20 protein-coding genes and 1 tRNA gene are annotated in these 17,637 nt (G+C 66.7%); 8 read left to right on the forward strand and 13 right to left on the reverse strand.

The genetic code is table 11. The features are described 5' to 3' along the window. Nucleotides 1-21: 21 nt before the first annotated feature. From ACIGJD_RS13570 to ACIGJD_RS13585, 4 genes are read right to left on the reverse strand one after another with little or no spacing between them, the layout of a single operon-like run. Nucleotides 22-984, reverse strand: coding sequence for an ABC transporter substrate-binding protein (locus ACIGJD_RS13570; protein WP_483686633.1), 963 nt, complete (start codon nt 982-984; stop codon nt 22-24). Continuing rightward, the gene (locus ACIGJD_RS13575; protein ID WP_483686634.1) at nt 981-1,727 is read right to left on the reverse strand and encodes an ABC transporter permease; all 747 of its coding nucleotides are present in this window, start codon (nt 1,725-1,727) and stop codon (nt 981-983) included. Before ACIGJD_RS13575 ends, ACIGJD_RS13570 begins: the two co-directional genes overlap by 4 nt. Next, nucleotides 1,724-2,443, reverse strand: coding sequence for an ABC transporter permease (locus ACIGJD_RS13580; protein WP_483686635.1), 720 nt, complete (start codon nt 2,441-2,443; stop codon nt 1,724-1,726). The genes ACIGJD_RS13575 and ACIGJD_RS13580 overlap by 4 nt, the downstream gene beginning before the upstream one ends. Next, nucleotides 2,443-3,543, reverse strand: a complete 1,101-nt coding sequence (locus ACIGJD_RS13585; protein WP_483686636.1) for an ABC transporter ATP-binding protein — start codon at nt 3,541-3,543, stop codon at nt 2,443-2,445. Before ACIGJD_RS13585 ends, ACIGJD_RS13580 begins: the two co-directional genes overlap by 1 nt. Nucleotides 3,544-3,773: 230 nt before the next feature. Between ACIGJD_RS13585 and ACIGJD_RS13590 the strand changes: the two genes are divergently transcribed. Continuing rightward, the gene (locus tag ACIGJD_RS13590; protein WP_483686637.1) at nt 3,774-4,796 is read left to right on the forward strand and encodes a pirin family protein; all 1,023 of its coding nucleotides are present in this window, start codon (nt 3,774-3,776) and stop codon (nt 4,794-4,796) included. Nucleotides 4,797-4,813: 17 nt separating this feature from the next. Here ACIGJD_RS13590 and ACIGJD_RS13595 read toward each other — a convergent pair whose 3' ends face one another. Next, entirely contained in the window at nt 4,814-5,719 is a 906-nt protein-coding gene (locus ACIGJD_RS13595) for an N-acetylglucosamine kinase (RefSeq protein ID WP_483689501.1), read from the reverse strand. Between the two features lie 170 nt (nt 5,720-5,889). Beyond that, nucleotides 5,890-6,864 carry a LysR family transcriptional regulator gene (locus ACIGJD_RS13600; RefSeq protein ID WP_483686638.1) on the reverse strand — a complete coding sequence of 325 codons (975 nt, stop codon included), beginning with the start codon at nt 6,862-6,864 and terminating at the stop codon, nt 5,890-5,892. Between the two features lie 96 nt (nt 6,865-6,960). Between ACIGJD_RS13600 and ACIGJD_RS13605 the strand changes: the two genes are divergently transcribed. Both ACIGJD_RS13605 and ACIGJD_RS13610 read left to right on the forward strand, forming a co-directional pair. Continuing rightward, a complete protein-coding gene (locus ACIGJD_RS13605) occupies nt 6,961-8,199 on the forward strand; it encodes an MFS transporter (RefSeq protein ID WP_483686639.1) in 1,239 nt (412 codons plus the stop codon). Between the two features lie 142 nt (nt 8,200-8,341). Then, nucleotides 8,342-8,845 (forward strand): Lrp/AsnC family transcriptional regulator, encoded by a 504-nt coding sequence (locus ACIGJD_RS13610; RefSeq protein ID WP_483686640.1) that lies wholly within the window; start codon nt 8,342-8,344, stop codon nt 8,843-8,845. A 19-nt stretch (nt 8,846-8,864) separates the two neighbouring features. Here the strand turns inward: ACIGJD_RS13610 and ACIGJD_RS13615 are convergent, their stop codons facing one another. After that, nucleotides 8,865-10,109 (reverse strand): MFS transporter, encoded by a 1,245-nt coding sequence (locus ACIGJD_RS13615; protein WP_483686641.1) that lies wholly within the window; start codon nt 10,107-10,109, stop codon nt 8,865-8,867. Nucleotides 10,110-10,279: 170 nt separating this feature from the next. On the opposite strand from ACIGJD_RS13615, the gene ACIGJD_RS13620 reads away from it, so the two are divergent. Next, nucleotides 10,280-10,774, forward strand: coding sequence for an Lrp/AsnC family transcriptional regulator (locus tag ACIGJD_RS13620; protein ID WP_483686642.1), 495 nt, complete (start codon nt 10,280-10,282; stop codon nt 10,772-10,774). Further along, a complete protein-coding gene (gene corA / locus ACIGJD_RS13625) occupies nt 10,775-11,770 on the forward strand; it encodes a magnesium/cobalt transporter CorA (protein WP_483686643.1) in 996 nt (331 codons plus the stop codon). Here the strand turns inward: corA and ACIGJD_RS13630 are convergent. From ACIGJD_RS13630 to galU, 6 genes are all read right to left on the reverse strand, one after another. Then, nucleotides 11,748-12,503 carry a Pr6Pr family membrane protein gene (locus ACIGJD_RS13630; protein WP_483686644.1) on the reverse strand — a complete coding sequence of 252 codons (756 nt, stop codon included), beginning with the start codon at nt 12,501-12,503 and terminating at the stop codon, nt 11,748-11,750. The two genes, corA and ACIGJD_RS13630, sit on opposite strands and share 23 nt — an antisense overlap. 98 nt (nt 12,504-12,601) lie before the next feature. Further along, entirely contained in the window at nt 12,602-12,754 is a 153-nt protein-coding gene (locus tag ACIGJD_RS13635) for a hypothetical protein (protein WP_286398066.1), read from the reverse strand. 122 nt (nt 12,755-12,876) lie between these two features. Beyond that, a tRNA-Ala gene (locus ACIGJD_RS13640) sits at nt 12,877-12,949 on the reverse strand. A gap of 131 nt (nt 12,950-13,080) precedes the next feature. Further along, nucleotides 13,081-14,001, reverse strand: coding sequence for a hypothetical protein (locus ACIGJD_RS13645; protein WP_483689502.1), 921 nt, complete (start codon nt 13,999-14,001; stop codon nt 13,081-13,083). Between the two features lie 105 nt (nt 14,002-14,106). Next, nucleotides 14,107-14,727 carry a GNAT family N-acetyltransferase gene (locus tag ACIGJD_RS13650; RefSeq protein ID WP_483686645.1) on the reverse strand — a complete coding sequence of 207 codons (621 nt, stop codon included), beginning with the start codon at nt 14,725-14,727 and terminating at the stop codon, nt 14,107-14,109. A 4-nt stretch (nt 14,728-14,731) separates the two neighbouring features. Continuing rightward, nucleotides 14,732-15,637: a UTP--glucose-1-phosphate uridylyltransferase GalU gene (gene galU, locus ACIGJD_RS13655; protein WP_483686646.1), complete on the reverse strand. Its 906-nt coding sequence runs from the start codon at nt 15,635-15,637 to the stop codon at nt 14,732-14,734. A 103-nt stretch (nt 15,638-15,740) separates the two neighbouring features. On the opposite strand from galU, the gene ACIGJD_RS13660 reads away from it, so the two are divergent. The 3 genes from ACIGJD_RS13660 to ACIGJD_RS13670 all read left to right on the forward strand — a co-directional run bounded on the left by ACIGJD_RS13660 (nt 15,741) and on the right by ACIGJD_RS13670 (nt 17,589). Further along, nucleotides 15,741-16,361, forward strand: a complete 621-nt coding sequence (locus tag ACIGJD_RS13660; RefSeq protein WP_483686647.1) for a 5-formyltetrahydrofolate cyclo-ligase — start codon at nt 15,741-15,743, stop codon at nt 16,359-16,361. Between the two features lie 111 nt (nt 16,362-16,472). Next, nucleotides 16,473-16,745, forward strand: a complete 273-nt coding sequence (locus ACIGJD_RS13665) for an FmdB family zinc ribbon protein (protein WP_483686648.1) — start codon at nt 16,473-16,475, stop codon at nt 16,743-16,745. Between the two features lie 364 nt (nt 16,746-17,109). After that, nucleotides 17,110-17,589 (forward strand): RcpC/CpaB family pilus assembly protein, encoded by a 480-nt coding sequence (locus ACIGJD_RS13670; RefSeq protein ID WP_483686649.1) that lies wholly within the window; start codon nt 17,110-17,112, stop codon nt 17,587-17,589. Nucleotides 17,590-17,637: the final 48 nt, after the last annotated feature.

Raw genomic sequence — 17,637 nt, forward strand, 5'->3', positions numbered from 1 at the left:
GCGGGAGGGGCGGCACAATGCCTACTTGACGATGCCCTTCTCCTTGAGCCAGTTGTTGGCCGCCGTCTTGGCGTCCTGCTTCTGGCTGCCGCTGACCGCGCGGTTGAGGTTGATCAGGTCATCGGTGGTGAGGGTGCTGGACACCGAGTTCAGCGCCTGCTTTGCCTTGTCCGTCATCTTCGCCTTGTTGTACAGCGGCAGGACCTGCTGGGCGATGAAGTTGTTCTTCGGATCGTCAAGCACCACCAGGTCGTTGTCGGCGATGGAGGGCGTGGTGGTGTAGATGTCAGCCACCTGCACCTGGTCCTCCAGCAGCGCCTTCAGCGTGACCGGACCCCCGCCGTCGCTGAAAGGCTCCAGCTTCTTGGGGACGCAGTTGTAGTTCTTCTTCAGGCCCGGCAGGCCGTAGGCGCGCTCGGCGAACGTGGCCGGTGCCCCCACCACGATGTCGCTGCACACCTTGGCCAGGTCCTCGATGGACTTCAGCTGGTATTTCTCCGCTGTTGCCTTGGTGACCACCATGGCGTCCTTGTCTTCAGCCTTGGCTGCGTCCAGCACGGCCAGCCCGTCGGGCAGCTTGCCCGGCAGCGCCTTGATGATATCGCCGGCGGAGACTTCCTTGGCTTCCTTGTCCACGTACAGCAGCAGGTTGCCGCTGTAATCCGGCACCACGTCCACCGAACCGTCCTGGACCGCCTTGAAATAGACCTCGCGGGAGCCGATGTTCGGTTTGGTGGTGGCGGTGATTCCGTTGGCGTTGAGCGCGCCGGCGTAAAGCTCTGCGATGATCTGGCTCTCCGGGAAGTCGGCCGAGCCCACCACCAGGGAAGTTGCTTCACCGGAAGCCCCGCTGCTGGACGCGGGTGCGTTCTTCAGCGGATCCGACGAACCGCCGCAGGCGGACAGCACCACGGCCAGGCCAACTCCGGCAGCGAGGCCACTGAATGCCCGCCTGCCGAGGCGCTGGGGACGGCTATCTTTCATGACTTACCTCCTTGTACAACAGTCTCCGCAACAGCGGGGTCTGTGAGATCAACCGCAGCCTCCTGGCTGCGGTAGGACAGCTTCGAGGGCCCTTGGGTCAGGAACAGCCTCTGGAACAGGGACAGGACGAGGTCGACCGCGATGGCCAGCACAGCGATGAGGAGGGAACCTCCCAGCATCTGGGGGAAGTCGCTGAGGACCAGGCCGTCGAAGAGATAGCGGCCCAAGCCCCCCAGGTTGATGTAGGCAACCACGGAGACGGTGGCGATCACCTGCAGCACGCCTGTGCGGAATCCACCGAACATAACGTGGAGCGCGTTAGGCAGCTCGGCCCGGAACAGGACCTGCAGTTCCGTCATGCCCATGGCGCGGGCGGCGTCCACGACGTTCCGGTCCACGCTGGAGATCCCGGCGTAAGTTCCGGCCAGGAGCGGCGGGACTGTGAGGATCACCAGGGCCCAGACCGGTGGCATCAGCCCGATGCCGGCCAGAAGCACGAACAGGATCAGCAGGCCAAGGGTGGGAAGCGCACGGAGGGCCCCGGCCAGCGCCACGACGGCCACCCGGCCCTTTCCCGTGTGGCCGACAAAAAGCCCGACCGGAACGGCGATTGCGGTGGCGATGAGCATGACCAGGCCGGTGTACTGGAGGTGCTCCCCCACCCGGGTTGGGATGCCCATGCTTCCGGACCAGTGGAGCGGGTCGGCGAGCCACGCGAACGTATCGGCAAAGACGTTGCTCACGCTGGTCCTCCCGCCGTTGACACGGACGGCTCGGCAGCGGCCGCTCCGAGGGGGTGGGACCCGACGCTGCCGTCCCGCCGGCTGCCAGCCCGCTCCCAAGGTGTGAGGATGCGTTCCAGCAGGACAAGGACAGCGTCCATCACCAGCGCAAGGACCAGGATGGCGATAATGCCAATCACTACTTCGGTGACGAAGTCGCGCTGCAGGCCGTCGGTGAAGAGCATGCCGAGGTTCCCGACCCCCAGAAGCGCCGCAACGCTGACCAGCGAGATGTTGCTGACGGAGACAACCCGCAGCCCGGCAAACATGACAGGCAGCGAGAGCGGCAGGTCCACCTGGAGGAACCTGGCAAGCGGTTTGAAGCCCATGGCCTGCGCGGCCTGGCTGATGTCCGCGTCCACGGAATCAAATGCATCCAGGGCGGCGCGGACCAGCAGGGCCACCGCGTAGATGGTCAGTGCCACCACCACGTTGAGAGGGTCCAGGATGCGGGTCCCCAGGATGGTGGGCAGGATGATGAACAGTGCCAGCGACGGGATGGTGTACAAGAGGGAGGATGCGGTCAGCACCACGGAACGCAACGCCCTGTTGCGACGCGCCAACTGCGCCAACGGGATGGAAATCAACAGGCCCAGGACCATGGGAACAATGGCCAACACCAAGTGCTGGCCAGCGCGCTCGAAGATCATGCCGCTGTTGGCAAGGAACCAATCCATCAGAGGGCTGCCTGCCGAACCTGGCGTGCTTCCTCAATCAGGGCCAGCACTTCACCGCCCCGGACCACGCCAAGGACCTTGCCGTCCGCATCAACGGCGACGCCCAGGCCCGACGGCGAAGACAGTGCTGCATCCAGGGCGCGCCGAAGGCTCTCTCCGGGCCGGAACAGCGAACCGCCGGGAATGATATCGGTTTCGGTGCCCGGCGCCGTCCACCCGAGCGGACGCATGTCCGCGTCCGCCACCAGCTGCCAGCCACCCGCTGCGCTTGAATCAGACTCGTATCCGCCCTCGGAGCGGATGATCGTCGGCACCGGGTGGACCACGACTCCGTCGGATGGGCTGAAACCGAGGTGCCGGAAGCCGCGGTCCCGGCCGACGAAGGACGCAACGAAGTTGTTGGCCGGCGCCCGAAGGATCTCCTCTGGGGTGGCGTACTGGGCCAGTTTGCCGCCGGTGGCAAAGACTGCCACCTTGTCGCCCAGGATGGTGGCTTCATCGATGTCGTGGGTTACGAACACGATCGTCTTGGCCAGGTCCTTCTGGAGGCGCAGCAGCTCCTGCTGGAGTTCCTCCCGGACCACGGGATCCACTGCGCTGAAAGGCTCATCCATGAGGAGGATGGGTGGATCCGCGGCGAGGGCACGCGCCACACCCACCCGCTGCTGCTGGCCGCCGGACAGCTGTGAGGGGTATCGGCTGCCCAGGGAGTGGGCCAGGCCCACCACATCCAGGAGCTCCCCTGCACGACGGCGGGCGTCGGCCCTGGACACTCCGTTCAGCCGGGGAACGGTGGCGATGTTGTCCAGCACCGAACGGTGCGGCAGCAGCCCGGCGGATTGCATGACGTACCCCATGGAACGGCGCAGTTCCGCCGCCGGCACAGAGGTAACATCCCGGCCATCCACGGTGATGGTCCCGGACGTTGGTTCAACCATGCGGTTGATCATCCGCAAGGAAGTTGTCTTTCCGCAGCCCGAGGGGCCGACAAAGACAGTGATGGTGCCCTTGGCAATGGACATGGACAGCCCATCCACGGCAGGCTGACCGCCCGGATATTGCTTGGTAACGCTCTGGAACTCGATCATCGCTTGGTCCATGGTGCGGACTTACCTGTTCTCTCGGACGGAGTGCTCCCAGCACCGCGACATTGCCATCAGCATGCTGATAGTTACGGTAGCCCAATCGGGGCCGGCCTTCAGCAGCTAATGCCCTAATCCACGCAAAGGAATCCCTACTGTAACCATTCGGTGCCCTGGCCCGCGCGGATGGGTATCAATATCCTGCAGGCGCGCCGCTCCCTTCGGCTCCCTGTGCTTAAAGTAAAGGCGTGACCAACTTGGAAGTTTCACCCCAGGAAGAGCTCTGCCCGCCTGCCACCGCCGAGGAAACCTCAGGCCCCTGCCTTCAGCTGTGGCCTGAACGTGAGGTTCCCCTGGGAGGCGTCCGCGCCATGAACGTCAAACGGACGCTGCCGCAGCGCGGGCTTCCCACCATCGGCGCCTGGTGCTTCCTGGACAGCTTCGGCCCGGACCGGACCGCCATGTCCGTCCTTCCGCACCCGCACATCGGGCTGCAGACGGTGACCTGGCCGTTGGCGGGGCACATCCGGCACCGGGACAGCGTGGGCAGCGATGTGGTGGTGCGCCCCGGGGAGCTGAACATCATGACTGCCGGGCAGGGCGTGTCGCACTCGGAGTTCGCGGTGCTTCCTTCCGACGGCGGCCAGGAGTTGCCGCTGCAGCGGGGCCTGCAGCTGTGGGTTGCCCTTCCTGACGGGGACCGGCACAGGGAACCGGCGTTCGAACAGCACCGCGAGCTGCCGCGCGCCGCCGGCCGGGGCTACACCGCCACCGTGATGGTGGGCGAGCTCGCGGGAGAGGCATCGCCTGCCACGATGTACTCGCCCATTGTCGGGGCTGACGTCTCCTGCGAAGGCGACACGGTGCTTCCGTTGGAGCCCACGTTCGAGCACGGTATTTTGGTGCTCGACGGCGGCCTGGCGGTGGACGGCCAGGACCTGCCGGCGGGGCCGCTGGGCTACCTGGGCACCGGCCGCAGCGAGCTGCGGATGCAGGCGCGCCCCGGTACCCGCTTCCTGCTGATTGGCGGAGAGCCGTTCGGTGAGGAACTGCTGATGTGGTGGAACTTCGTGGGCCGCACGCACGACGAAGTGGAACAGGCCCGGGACGACTGGGAAGCGCAGGCGGGGCTGCCGGATATCGAAACGGCCGCCGCCCGCTACGGCCTGGTGCCCGGGCACGGTCCCGACGCCGGGGCGGAAGCAGGACGCATCCCGGCTCCCCCGCTTCCCGGCGTTCGGCTGACGCCCCGAAAGCGCTCCGTCAGCTAGGAGTCCTGCCTGAAGGGTCAGGCGGGCTCTGCCAGGAGCTGCAGGACACCGAACACCGGTTCCTGGTCCAGGACCCGCACATCCAGGATGCCCGCCGCGGCAAGGTTCCGGCGGAATGACTCCTGCAGGGGCGCAACGTTCATCCCCAGCCCGCCGCCCAGGATTACGGGCCCCTCAATTTTCAGCTGGCCCAGCACCTGTCCCGCCAGGGCGGCAAGGTCCCGCCCGGCCTGGTCCAGCAGGGCTGCACTGTCCTGGTGCCCGGCAGCTGCCGCCTCCACCACGTGCCTGGCCTGCTGGGCCCAGAAACGGCGCCCGGTGTCCGGGGAGTGGAACAGCGCAATGAGCTTATTGGGGTGGTCCAGCCCGCAGGACTGCAGAAGGGCTGCGGTGAGCTGGTCGATCGGCAGGCCCTGGTTCATCCTGCGGAGGCTGTGCCGAACGGCTTCCCGCCCCAGCCAATAGCCGCTGCCTTCATCCCCCAGCAGGTAGCCCCAGCCGCCTGCCCGGGCCTCGCCGCCGTCGGCATTGCGTCCCCAGGCGGCCGAGCCGGTTCCCGCGATGACGGCCACGCCCGTGCCGGCACGGCCGGCCGCCAGCAGCAGGCGGGAATCGTGGACAACGGTGATGACTGCTTCCGGGACCAGCGGCTGGATCAGGGCAGCCAGGGCGGCGGCGTCCTCGTCGGTGTCGATTCCGCCGGACCCGGCATACACCCGGTCCACGCGCCCACCGCCGATCCGGCCAAAAAGCTCCGCCAGGTTGCGGGCCGCCTGGTCCCGGGTGACGTTCTGGACGTTGGAACTGCCCGCCGAATCGTCCGCGACCGGGTGGCCGTCCTCAAAGCGGACGCCGTGCGTCTTGGTGCCGCCGATGTCCAGGCCGATCGTGACGCCGCGAAGCGGATTCACAGGAAGAGGGATGCCGTGCCCCGGCTCGCTTGGGGATTCTGCGGCCGTCTCGACGCGATGGGCGAATGGGTTTTGGATGTTCGTCACGTCACAAGGGTACTTGCGGGGACGGCTTGCCGGTGCGGCACCCGGCCGCGCCCTGGCCCTTGGCCCCGCCATCCGCCGTCGGACGGCATACCTGGTCAGCGGCCCGCCTTGGTGACCAGCCCGGCCAACAGGCCGGGGCCTTGGGCCACCACCAGTTCGCGGAAGAGCCTGGCCGGAGCCGGTTCACTTTCAGGCTTCCGGCGCCGCCAGCTCACGCCGACCTCCCGGAAGGCGAGCGGGGAATCGAGCGCCACTTCCACCCACCCCAGGTCACCCGTTTCGGGTCGCAAGACCCGGCCGGGTGCGTCACCTCCCGGCGGCAGGATGCTGACGCCAAGGCCTGCCGAAACCAGTCCCCGGACCGTGTGGGAATCCTGGCTTTCGAAGGCAATCCGCGGGCGGTACCCGGCCTCGCGGAACAGGGCGTCGGTCAGGGACCGCAGCCCGTACCCGGGCCCCAGGGCAACGAACGGCTCGGTCCGGATATCGGCCATAGCCGCCTTCCGCTGCCGCGACAGCGGGTGGCCATGGTGCACCACCAGCCGGAGCGGCTCCCGGTACAGGGGCGCCGAATCGAGGTTCTTGCCGGGCGGGGCCACGGGCGCGGTGAGGGCAAGGTCGGCTTCCCCGGAGGCAAGCTCCTCCAGGCAGCTGCTCCGGGCGCCCTGGCTGAGCCGGAAGGCGGTTCCCGGGTGCCGGGCGCGGAAGGCGCTGATCAGCAGGGGCAGCGTGGCTTCGCCGAAGGTGTGCTGGAAGGACACGGACACAGTGCCCCTGACCACCTCGGATTCATTCCGGACCAGGTCCAGCCCGGCCTGGAACTCCGCGAGCGCGTGCTCGATGTAGGGCAGCAGGGTACGGGCGGCGGGAGTCAGGCGGACCCCGCGCCCGTCCCGGACCAGGAGTTCGGTGCCGACGGCGGCGCTGGCCCGGGCCAGCGCCCTGCTCACCGTTGACTGGGGTACTCCGAGCAGTTCCGCTGTCTCCGTCACGTGCTCGGTGCGGCCCAGCTCGGCCAGTAGCGGCAGGAGCGGCAGCAGCTGGGCCAACTGTTTCCGGTCCGGTTCCATGGCTCCTCTTTCCGCCGTGAGCAATCCGATTTTGATATCAGTCTGGCAGGAAACATGCATTGGAAGCATCCGTCAGCGGAGGACTACGCTGACTGGATGCCACAGAACGCACCGGCCGGCACCGGCCCTTCCACTGCTTGGAGTGGCCACCCCAAGGGATCGCGGGCCTACGGCCGGATCCTCGCCGGCCTGGCGTGCGCCGGTGTGGCCACTTTCGCGCAGCTCTACTCAACCCAGGCGGTGCTGCCCCTCATGGCGGCCGACCTGGACATCACTGCGGCCGAGGCCGCCCTGACCATCTCGCTGGCCACCGTGGGGCTGGCCGCCACGGTGATCCCCTGGTCCTTCCTGGCAGACCGTATTGGCCGGGTGAAGGCCATGATGTGGGGCATCACCGCGGCCACCGTCCTGGGCCTGCTGGTGCCGTTGTCCGCGAACTTCACCATGCTGCTTGTGCTGCGGTTGCTGGAAGGCATGGCCCTGGGCGGCATCCCCGCCATCGCCATCGCCTACCTCAACGAAGAGGTCAGCAAAGCCCATGCCGCGTTGGCAGCAGGAAGCTATGTTGCCGGCACCACCCTCGGGGGCCTGTCCGGCCGGCTCGTGGCGGGGCCGGTTGGCGAACTGTGGGGCTGGCGATCGGCGGCCTTGGCTGTGTCCCTGCTGGCGACCGTTGCCGCCGTCGTATTCCTTGTCCTGGTGCCCCGGGCCCGGGGATTCGTTCCGGCTAAGGCCACAGGCCTCCGGAGCGCCATCCAAACGCTCGCGGCCCATCTGCGGAATGTCCGGCTGCTGGCCATCTACGCGCAGGCGTTCCTGATGATGGGCGGCTTCGTGGCCGTTTACAACTACTTGGGTTTCCGGCTCTCCGCTGCGCCGTTCGGACTCCCCGCCACAGTGATCAGCCTGATCTTCCTGGCCTACCTGTCCGGCACTGTCTCCTCCCGCTGGGCGGCGGGCCTGACCACAAGGTTCGGCCGCCGGAACGTCCTGCTCGCGGGACTTGCGCTTGCCGTGGCCGGCCTCGCCCTGACCCTCATTTCGTCCCTGGTGCTGATCCTGACCGGACTGGTGGTGTTCACCGGGGGCTTTTTCGCCGCCCACAGCATCGGATCCGGGTGGACCGGCGCCATCGCCAGTACCGGCCGGGCCCAGGCGGCCTCGCTGTACAACCTGGCCTACTACCTGGGCTCCAGCCTCCTGGGGTGGGCCGGCGGCCTGGTCTTCCAGGCCTGGGGCTGGGGCGCCCTTGCGGGAGCCGTTATGGCCCTGGCGTGCCTCACTGCCGCAACTGTCGCCTTCGTCCACCCCCGGACCGAAAAGCTCCCTGCCTGAGGCCCGCCGCGCCACTTATGAATTATGCGGCTTGAACAGCCGCAAGCGTGGTCTGAATATTCGGCGGGGCGCGCCCCTGCTGCGCGGATGGCGGCAATTCTGCGGTCTAGGATGAACGGAAGACCGCGTGGAAGGAACCGCAGTGAGCACGAACCCCAGGAACACCAGGCCCGGGCCGCATCTTGAGCCGTTGGACGCCATTGACGAACGGCTCCTGGAAGCCCTCGTTTCCGATGCCAGGATTTCCAACAAACAGCTCGCCGAACTGGTAGGGATCGCCCCGTCCACAGCCCTGATGCGCACCCGCGCGCTGTCGGAACGCGGCATCGTGCAGGGCTATGAGGCGAAGCTGAACCTGTCGGCGATCGGCAGGTCCGTACAGGCGCTGGTGGCCGTGCGGCTCCGCGCCCACGACCGGGACCAGATCGACCGTTTCACCGCGCGCGTCCCGCACCTGCCGGCCGTGCTCTCCACCTTCCACACCTCAGGTTCAGTGGACTACCTGCTGCACATCGCCGTCGGGAGCACCGAGGACCTGCGGGACTGGGTCCTGGACAACCTCGCCACCGATCCCGTGGTGGGGCACACCGAGACGACGCTCGTATTCGAACACATCCAGGGCAACCACGGTCCCCTTCCGAACTAGCGCCGTCTATCGGGGGAGGTCACTTTCGCCGCCGGACGACGATGGCGGCGAATGTCCAGGCTGACAGGCCAAGGGCCGCCGCGCCGCACAGCAGGACGAAGCCCTGGACGGCCGGGGCCATGCCGAACGCGGCACTGGCCCAGCCAAGGCCCAGGACCGGCACCGCGCTCCCCAGGTAGGTGATGACATAGACGGTGCTGATGATTTGGGCGTGGCGGGCCGGCTCCACCTTGTCCGCAACGTCGTTGAAGACGATCCGGAACGCCAGGCCCTGCCCCAGCCCGGCTGCAATGGCGGCCGCCACCAGCAACAGCGGGCTGTGCCATGCGCCGGCGGCCCCCAATAGGATGACGGAGACGCCAAGGACGGCCAGGCCCGCGGGGAGGGTCAGGCGGCCGCGCACGGTCACCAGTTGGCTCAGGGCTGACGCCGCCAAGGGCAGGCCGGCGAGTACACCGATCAGCGGCCGGGAGTCCGTGCCCAGGACCTGCGCAAAGTAGCCCGGTGCCAAGGACAGGGAGAAGCCAAACACGGCAAAGCTCAGGAAGCCGACGCCGGAGGCCAGCCAGAAAGCGCCCCTCGCCTGGCGTGAAACGGACGGCCGGCGCGGCGCAAGGGCGTGCATCGGGCGGGACGCCGCGGGGGCCATGATGGCCGGGCGGGCACGGACCAGGTACAGCGGGACCAGGAGCCCGGCCAGCAGCAGCGAGTGGACGACGTACGGGGCCGTTGTGGGGCCTGGAAGCAGCGACAGCAGCCCGCCGATGACAGGGCCCGCGGCCACTCCTCCGGATGAGGCCAGCAGGGTAAAACGCGATGCCCACTCCGGGCGGGACGGAAGCAGCTCACGGAGGGCAGCGGCGCTTGCCCCGGTGGCAAGCGCAACGGCCATACCCTGCAGCGCACGCCCGGCACAGAGGGCAGCCAATGTTGCCGCTTCCGCAAAGATCCAGCCGCCAGCCAGCCCGGCCAGCACAGCAACCAGGAGGGCAGCACGCCGGCCAATATGGTCGGACCAGTGGCCCGCCAGCAGCAGGGTTCCCACCAGCGCCAGGACGTAGCTGGCGAAAGCTGCGGTCACCTCAAGGCTGGAGAGCCCCAGGTTTGCCTGCAGCAGCGGGTAGAGCGGCGTGGCAAGGTTGGCACCCACCAGGAGCAGGAAGATGGCCGCGCCGGATATCACCAGCCGCGCCGTGGTCGAGGCATTCCATCCACTGGGCGCTGCCGCTGCCGGACGCATGCGCAGTTCGCTGAAGACCGTCAATGTGCCGCCTTAGGGATCGCCGCGGCAGGTGGTCCTTGTGGGAGCCGGCGCGCGGATACAACTGTGTTGCTCCAAGAATGCGGCAGGGTTGCGTGATCAATCCGTTTTCACGTGGATAATTGAGCAGGATCATCAACTTCCGGCTTCCAACGTGATGGAGAGTGACGGTTTTGAACAAGTTGGACCCTACCGACCTGAAGATCCTCCTGGCCCTCATCAGGGATCCCCGGATCCAGATCGGCGAGCTTAGTGAGTCCCTGGGCATTGCCCGCAACACCGCGCAGTCGCGGGTGCGGCGCTTGTTGCGCGCCGGGGTGCTGCGTCCGGGCGGGCGTGAGGTTGACCTGGAGGCGGTGGGCTATGACGTGGTGGCGTTCGTGACCATTGAGGTTTCCCACCGCGAGCTCGATGGGGTCGTGGCGGCGCTGAGGCTCATTCCGCAGGTCCTGGAGGTCCACGAAATCTCCGGCCGTGGCGATGTCTGGTGCCGGGTGGTGGCCACGGACACCCACAACCTTCAGGCGTCCCTGAGGCAGGTCCTGAGGATCAAAGGCGTGATCCGGACAGAAACGGTGCTCGCCCTGCACACGCATATCCCCTACCGGACGGAGCCCCTCATCAGCGGCCTCAGCACCGGCGCAGCTTCGGCCGCTAGGATTTCCTGAATGACCATCATCGATAACGCCGTCTACGTCAACGGCGTCCGCCACGCAGAGCCTGAAAGCCTGGAGCAGACCTTTGAGACCCTGGCCCGGCATGGCGGTATGGCCTGGATCGGGCTCTACCGGCCCACCGTCGAGGAAATGGCTGCCGTGGCCGCCGAGTTCGGGCTCCATGCCCTTGCCGTGGAGGATGCTGTTTCGGCCCACCAGCGGCCCAAGCTGGAGCGTTACGATGACAACCTCTTCACCGTTCTGCGGCCGGCCAGGTACCTGGACGAGGACGAGACCGTGGAGTTCGGTGAACTCCACGTCTTCACGGGCAGGAATTTCGTGGTGACCGTGCGGCACGCCGAAACAGCGGGTGTGGCCACGGTACGGCGGCGTCTGGAGTCAAGGCCGGATCTTCTCCAGCACGGGCCCGAAGCGGTGTTGTACGCCCTGCTGGACCGCGTGGTGGACGACTACGCCCCGGTGGTGGCCGGGTTGGAGAACGACATTGACGAGATTGAGGACCAGCTGTTCAGCGGCGACTCCGCCGTGTCCCGCCGGATCTATGAACTGGCGCGCGAAGTTATCCAGTTCCAGCGCGCCATCCACCCCTTGCCGGAGATGCTGGACCAGCTCAAGAGGGGCTTCGAAAAGTACCAGGTTGAAGGCGACCTGCGGCACAGCCTGCGCGATGTGGAAGACCATGTTGAGCGGGTGATTTCCCGGGCCGATTCCTTCCGGGACCTGTTGCAGAATGCCCTGACCCTGGACGGAACGCTTACCGCGAACCGGCAGAATGAGGCCAGCGCCGAGCAGAACGAGCAGGTGAAGAAGATCTCCTCCTGGGCTGCCATCCTGTTCGCGCCCTCCTTCGTCGCCGGGATCTATGGGATGAACTTCGACAACATGCCCGAGCTCCACTGGGCCTTCGGCTATCCCTACGCGCTGGTGCTCATGGTTGCCGCCGGGGCCCTCATGTACGGGATCTTCAAAAAGAAGGGCTGGATCTAGGGATCCTGGCCCCCGCAGCCTTTCCGGCTGCCAGTGCCGCCCGCGCATTGCCCGCGGCATGCACCAGGACCGATACCGCCAGGAAGGCGATCAGGACCTGTCCGGTGGCCACCAGCACCCTGGGCCAGCCGCCGTCGAGGGTGGGATCAAGGAAGTCATAGACGTACCATCCGTCCAACCCGCCCCGGATCCACGAGAAGGCCAGGAACACTACGGGGTAGCCCAGCCACGCAACGGGCCGCCACCAGGGGCCGCGGACCGTACGGGTCACCAAGACCCAGTCAAGGGCCGCCACCAGCGGGGCCAGGCGGTGGTGGACAAGCTGTGGCCAATACAAGTCCAGGGTCCACCAGGGTTCTCCTGGCGGAGCCACGAGCACCACGTAGATGATCCCGGTCATCACCAGGTACAGGACCAAGGCCCCGAAAAAGTGGTCCCACCAGGACGGCAGAGAGCTCCGCAGGCGTACTCCGGAAATAATCAGGACCACACCGAAAACGAGGTTCCCCTGCACGGTGAATTCCGAATACAGCTGGGGGATGTCCACGTCATTGCCGGGGAGGGTGGCATCCACGGTCTTCTGGACCACCGCGGCAAGAACGAGCAAGCCTGTCAAGATCCGGGTGACACGAATCCACGGACGGTCCGGGTGCAGGGCGTGGTTGGCGGCGAGGTTACGGCGGATCGGAGGAACCAATGGCGCCGGACCGCCCGGCTTCGCTGCAAGGCTCATGGAGCCAGCGTGGCGCCGCCGGTACGAAAAGACCAGGGTCCTTGGATGGTTTATTACCCCGCCTACCGGCCCAACAGCCGCCGGCAGGCGGATGATGGTCAGGCGTTCGTCCTGCGTTTCAGCCAACCCCAGACGCCGGTGGCAACGAAGAGGACCAGCCCGATGATGGCGAGCCAGAGAAGGCCCTTCACGACGAAGCCGAGGATGGACAGGATGAGCCAGAGGACCAGAAGGCCGATAATGATTCCCATGGGCCTACTCTAGGCCCGGGCAATCGGAATGGGGCGGGCACCGCCCAGCGTTTCGCGGACCGGCTTCGGAGCATCGGGCAGGTAGGCACGAAAAAGCCCGCTGTTTCCAGCGGGCTTTGATGTGGAGCTAAGGAGATTCGAACTCCTGACCTCTTCGATGCGAACGAAGCGCTCTACCAACTGAGCTATAGCCCCGGAACTGGCTGCCTCCTGCAAGGTGTTCCAGGCTGGTGCGGAACCGGTGTCCCTAGGCTACAAATTTTCCATCCCTAACGCCAATTGACGTGCGGGCACCTGTCCGGAATGAGGGGCTCCCCCGCCTGGCCTTAGGCGCGGCGGCGCTGGAGGACGTCGTCGAGGTTGCTCAGCGCGCTCTGTGCCTTGGACAACTGCTGGGCGCCCAACTGCTCCGCTTCGCCGGCTTCTGCTGCCGCGGCCCCGGCAGCGCCCTTCTTCAGGGACGGCTTCCCGACTGCTTTGGGCGCCTCCGGAAGTTCCAGCGGCTGCGGCTCGGGGCGCTCAGCCTTGGCCGCTTCCACGTAAACAGGTTTGGGAACCTCCACCGGTTCCCAGGGCGTGCCCACGGGAATGACGGACGGAGCCGCTGCGCTGGTGTCCCCTGCAGCCACAGCGACGGCGAGGGCCGCTTCACGCAGCTCAACGGCCGTCAGCGGCTTAACCTTCGCCTGGCCCGCTTCGGCATCGAAAAGGGTGCTTTCCGGCAGTACGGGGGCAGCCTCGGGCTTGGCAGGTATAACGACGGCGTCTTCCGGGCGGTGTGCCGGGGCGCTCATGGCAGAGCGGAAGGCGGCGTTCACCTTCGCCTTGCGGTCGCGGACAGCGAGCCAGCGCAGCAGTGCAACCGACGCGGCCGTCAACAGAGTGCAGGTGAGGGGAAGAGCCGGCGAACCGACGCCGAACGGAAGCAGCACGCCCGAGATGAAAGCGGTGACCAGGGACAGCAGCCCCACAAGGGCCAGGGCCGTGCGGCCGTAGCGGACGCGGAACCTGGCCGGGGGTGGGGTGCTTGCAGTGCCTGCAGCGGGTGCGGCACTCTTCCTGGGTTCCATGGCTTTCTCCTGCTGGGCGGCGACGTTCAGGACCAGGCCGGGGTGCGGATCCGGCCTTTCATCGGCGGGGGCGTCTGTCAGGAAGTCGCCGGCAGGCTGGAATTGGTGCCGGCGGTTCCGGAGGACGTAAGGGGCAACCCATACAATCCAGAGCGCGACGGCAACCACAAGGATCACTGAGCTGCTAAGGGGGAAGTCCACACTCAAAACCGTATGAGCATCATGCCTGCTCAGGCCGCATTACCAAGGGTGTGTCGTGCCCCTGTGGGCGAACCATCAAGTTTATGACCGGCGTGACGCCAGCCAGGGACCCAGCAGGCCTTCCGGTACTTCTTCCGCGGTGAGGGCGAAGGAGCGGTGGTCTGCCCACTTGCCGTTGATGTGCAGGAAGCGGGGACGGTAGCCCTCGTCCCGGAACCCCAGTTTCTCCACCACGCGCAGGCTTGGTCCGTTCTCGGGCCGGATATTGATTTCCATCCGGTGCAGGCCGAGTGCCCGGAAGCAGTGGTCGGTTACCAGCGCCACGGAGGTGGGCGCTATCCCCCGTCCTGCCCTGTCCCGGTCCACCCAGTACCCCAGGGTGGCCATCATGGCCGAACCCCAGACGATGGAAGACACTGTCAGCTGTCCCACGATGGCGGGGTTCCGAAGGCCCGGCTGCCATTCGGTGATGAGGAAAGGCAGTGCAGTGGCCTGGGCAGCCTGGATATTGAGAGAGCGGACCATGTGCCGGTAGTCAGGGAGGCCACCAGCAGGGTCCGGGTTGGACGCCTCCCACGGCGCCAGCCAGTCGCTGTTGCGCGACCGTACCTCGGTCCACTCTTTCTTGTCGCGGTACCGGATGGGCCGCAGGACCAGGTCGCCGCATTCAAGGGTGACCGGCCAAATGGGACCTGTGCGCATGGGGTTACCGGGAAAGGCCGACGGCGAAGCCGGGCAGCCATTCCCGCAGGCCCGGACCCAGGTCTTCGCTGTCGACGGCCAGCTGGACGCAGGCCTTGAGGTAGCTCAGTTTGTCTCCGGTGTCGTAGCGGCGGCCGCGGAACACCACACCGTAGACGCCATGCCCCTCGCCGTCACCTGAGGCGAGTTCCTGGAGGGCATCCGTCAGCTGGATTTCACCGCCACGTCCCGGCTTAGTGTGCTCGAGGACTTCGAACACTGCCGGGTGCAGGACGTAGCGCCCGATCAGCGCAAGGTTGGACGGTGCTTCCTCCGGTGAGGGCTTTTCAACCAGCCGGTTGACGCGGACGTAGTCTTCGCCGTCAATCTCCTGAATGTCGGCGCAGCCGTAGGCACTGATCTGCGAGGGTTCCACCTCGATGAGCGCGACGACGGACCCTCCCGTTTTCGCCTGCACGTCGATCATGGTGCTGAGCAGTTCGTCGCGGGCATCGATCAGGTCGTCCCCCAGCAGGACGGCGAAGGCTTCGTTGCCCACGTGCTGCTTTGCGCGAAGTACCGCGTGACCCAGTCCGTGGGGGTCGCCCTGCCGGACGTAGTGGATGTCGCCCAGCTGGCTGGCCGCCTGGATGGATGCAAGCTTTTCGGTGTCTCCCTTGCCCTCCAGCGTCGATTCAAGGGAGGGCACCCTGTCGAAGTGGTCTTCCAGGGCGCGTTTGTTCCGGCCGGTAATCATCAAAACGTCGTTGAGGCCTACATGCACGGCTTCCTCCACCACATACTGGATGGCAGGCTTATCCACGACGGGAAGCATTTCCTTGGGCATCGCCTTGGTGGCGGGCAGGAACCTGGTGCCCAGGCCCGCGGCGGGAATGACGGCTTTGCGGACTCTGGGGTTACTGGTGCTCACCGGACTAATCTAACGTCAGCGTCAAGCATTTAAGTAACCATCGGCGCGGCAGGCCGGCACCCGGCCGGAAGCCGTGCAGAACCGGCAACGCAGGAAGGACACCATGCTGCAGGAGACGAACGCCGTCAAGGATGATATCCGGGCCTCCCACCGGCGCCGGCGCGCGGGGCTGACGCCGGCGCAACTGGAGACGGCAGGCAGCGCCCTGGCTGTGCACGGGGAAGCCTGGGCCGCGACGGTCACCGGCGGCCAGCCCGGCATTGCGTGCGTGTACCTGGGGGTGGGACAGGAACCGCCCACCCTGCCGCTCATTAATGCCCTGCACAGCAGCGGGCACAAGGTGCTGCTTCCGGTGTGCGAACCCGGCAGGGAGTTGAGCTGGGTGTTTTGGACGCCCGAAGCAGGCTTCGAGCGCAGTAAGTATGCACCCATCCTTGAGCCCGCCGGTCCCCGGCACGGGCCTGAGACGGCAGGTGAAGCGGCAGTCCTTTTCATTCCGGCCACCGCGGTGGACCGTGCCGGCAACAGGATCGGCCAGGGCGGCGGGTACTACGACAAGTTCCTGGGGCATCTGGCGACGGCCGGGAAGGAAATTCCGCTGGCCGCTGTTATCTACGACGATGAATTGCTGCCTGCGGGACGGATTCCTGCGGAGGAATTCGACCGGCCGGTCCCGGCGGTCCTGGTGCCGTCCGGGTACCAGCCGCTCACTGGCGGCGCCTGACCCCGGGCCATCCGGGGGCAGTGATAGAATTAGCACTCAGGCCCTGCGACTGCTAATGGTTTACCAGGTGGCAGCACGGGACCTCTCGTTTGCCCAAGAGGAGGAGCACCAGTGCCAACATATGCTTACGCCTGCAAGGATTGCGGCCACGCCTTCGACATTGTCCAGTCGTTCTCGGACAGCAGCCTGACGTCCTGCCCTGAATGCCAGGGTACGTTGCGCAAGAAGTTCAACAGCGTGGGTGTCGTCTTCAAGGGCTCCGGTTTCTACCGCACCGACTCGCGCGATTCCAAGGGCAGCTCCGTCTCCCCTGCGCCGGCCGCCGCTCCGGCTGCGCCCGCTGCTTCCCCCGCCGTTTCGGCGCCGGCTGCAGCAGCCAGCTGAACAGGAATAAGTCTTAAGTACGACGGCGGCCGGCGCGTTCCAGCGCCGGCCGCCTTTGTCCACATAGCGTTCGTTCCGGATGCCCCGCCGCGTTTACCGCAACTAGCGTGGGCGCATGTCCAGACTTCCCAGCCGTCGCCGCGACCGCTACCGGCCTCCCACCAGCCCTGGAAACGTTGCACGCCGCGGTAAAGACCGTTCGCCGGGGGCACGGTTAGCCGGGTGGCTGAACCGCAACCGCAGGCTCGTCGCAGCGTTGTTGCTATGCGGAGCTGCAGCCCTTGCGGTGCAGCAGCTCACTCCTCCCCCGCTCGCCACTGTTACGGCTTTGGCCGCAGCCCGGGATCTTCCTGCGGGGACCGCCGTGACGGCAACAGATCTGGCACACCTCCAGGTGCCGCCGGGAATGGTGGCTGACGGATTCTTGCAGGATGACGCGGCCGCAGCGGGCAAGCAACTGGCCGCACCGTTGCGCAAGGGCCAACTCCTCACGGACGCTCAACTGCTCGGCCCGGGGCTGCTGGCGGGCACGCCGCCAGGGTCAGCGGCAGTTCCCCTCCGCATGGCGGACGCCGCATCCATCCAGCTGGTCTCCCCCGGCCAGCTGGTCAACGTGGTGCTGACATCGGCCAATGGGTTTGACCAGCAGGGCCCCTCCCAGGTCCTGGCATCAGCCGTCCCCGTCCTCTGGACGTCGAACAACGGCGGCCAGGGCGGGCAATGGCTGGGTACCACCGAGACCGATGGACTGATTGTGGTAGCCGCCAACGCGGAACAATCGTCCCGCCTGGCCGGAGCCTCAACCCAGGGCCGGCTGTTCTTCGTCCTGGTCGGCCCGCCGTGACATGAGCCGCGCCGGGCAGAGCCGGAGCGCCAGTTAGACGAACCCGCA

Source organism: Arthrobacter sp. E1SS-5 (assembly GCF_057073715.1).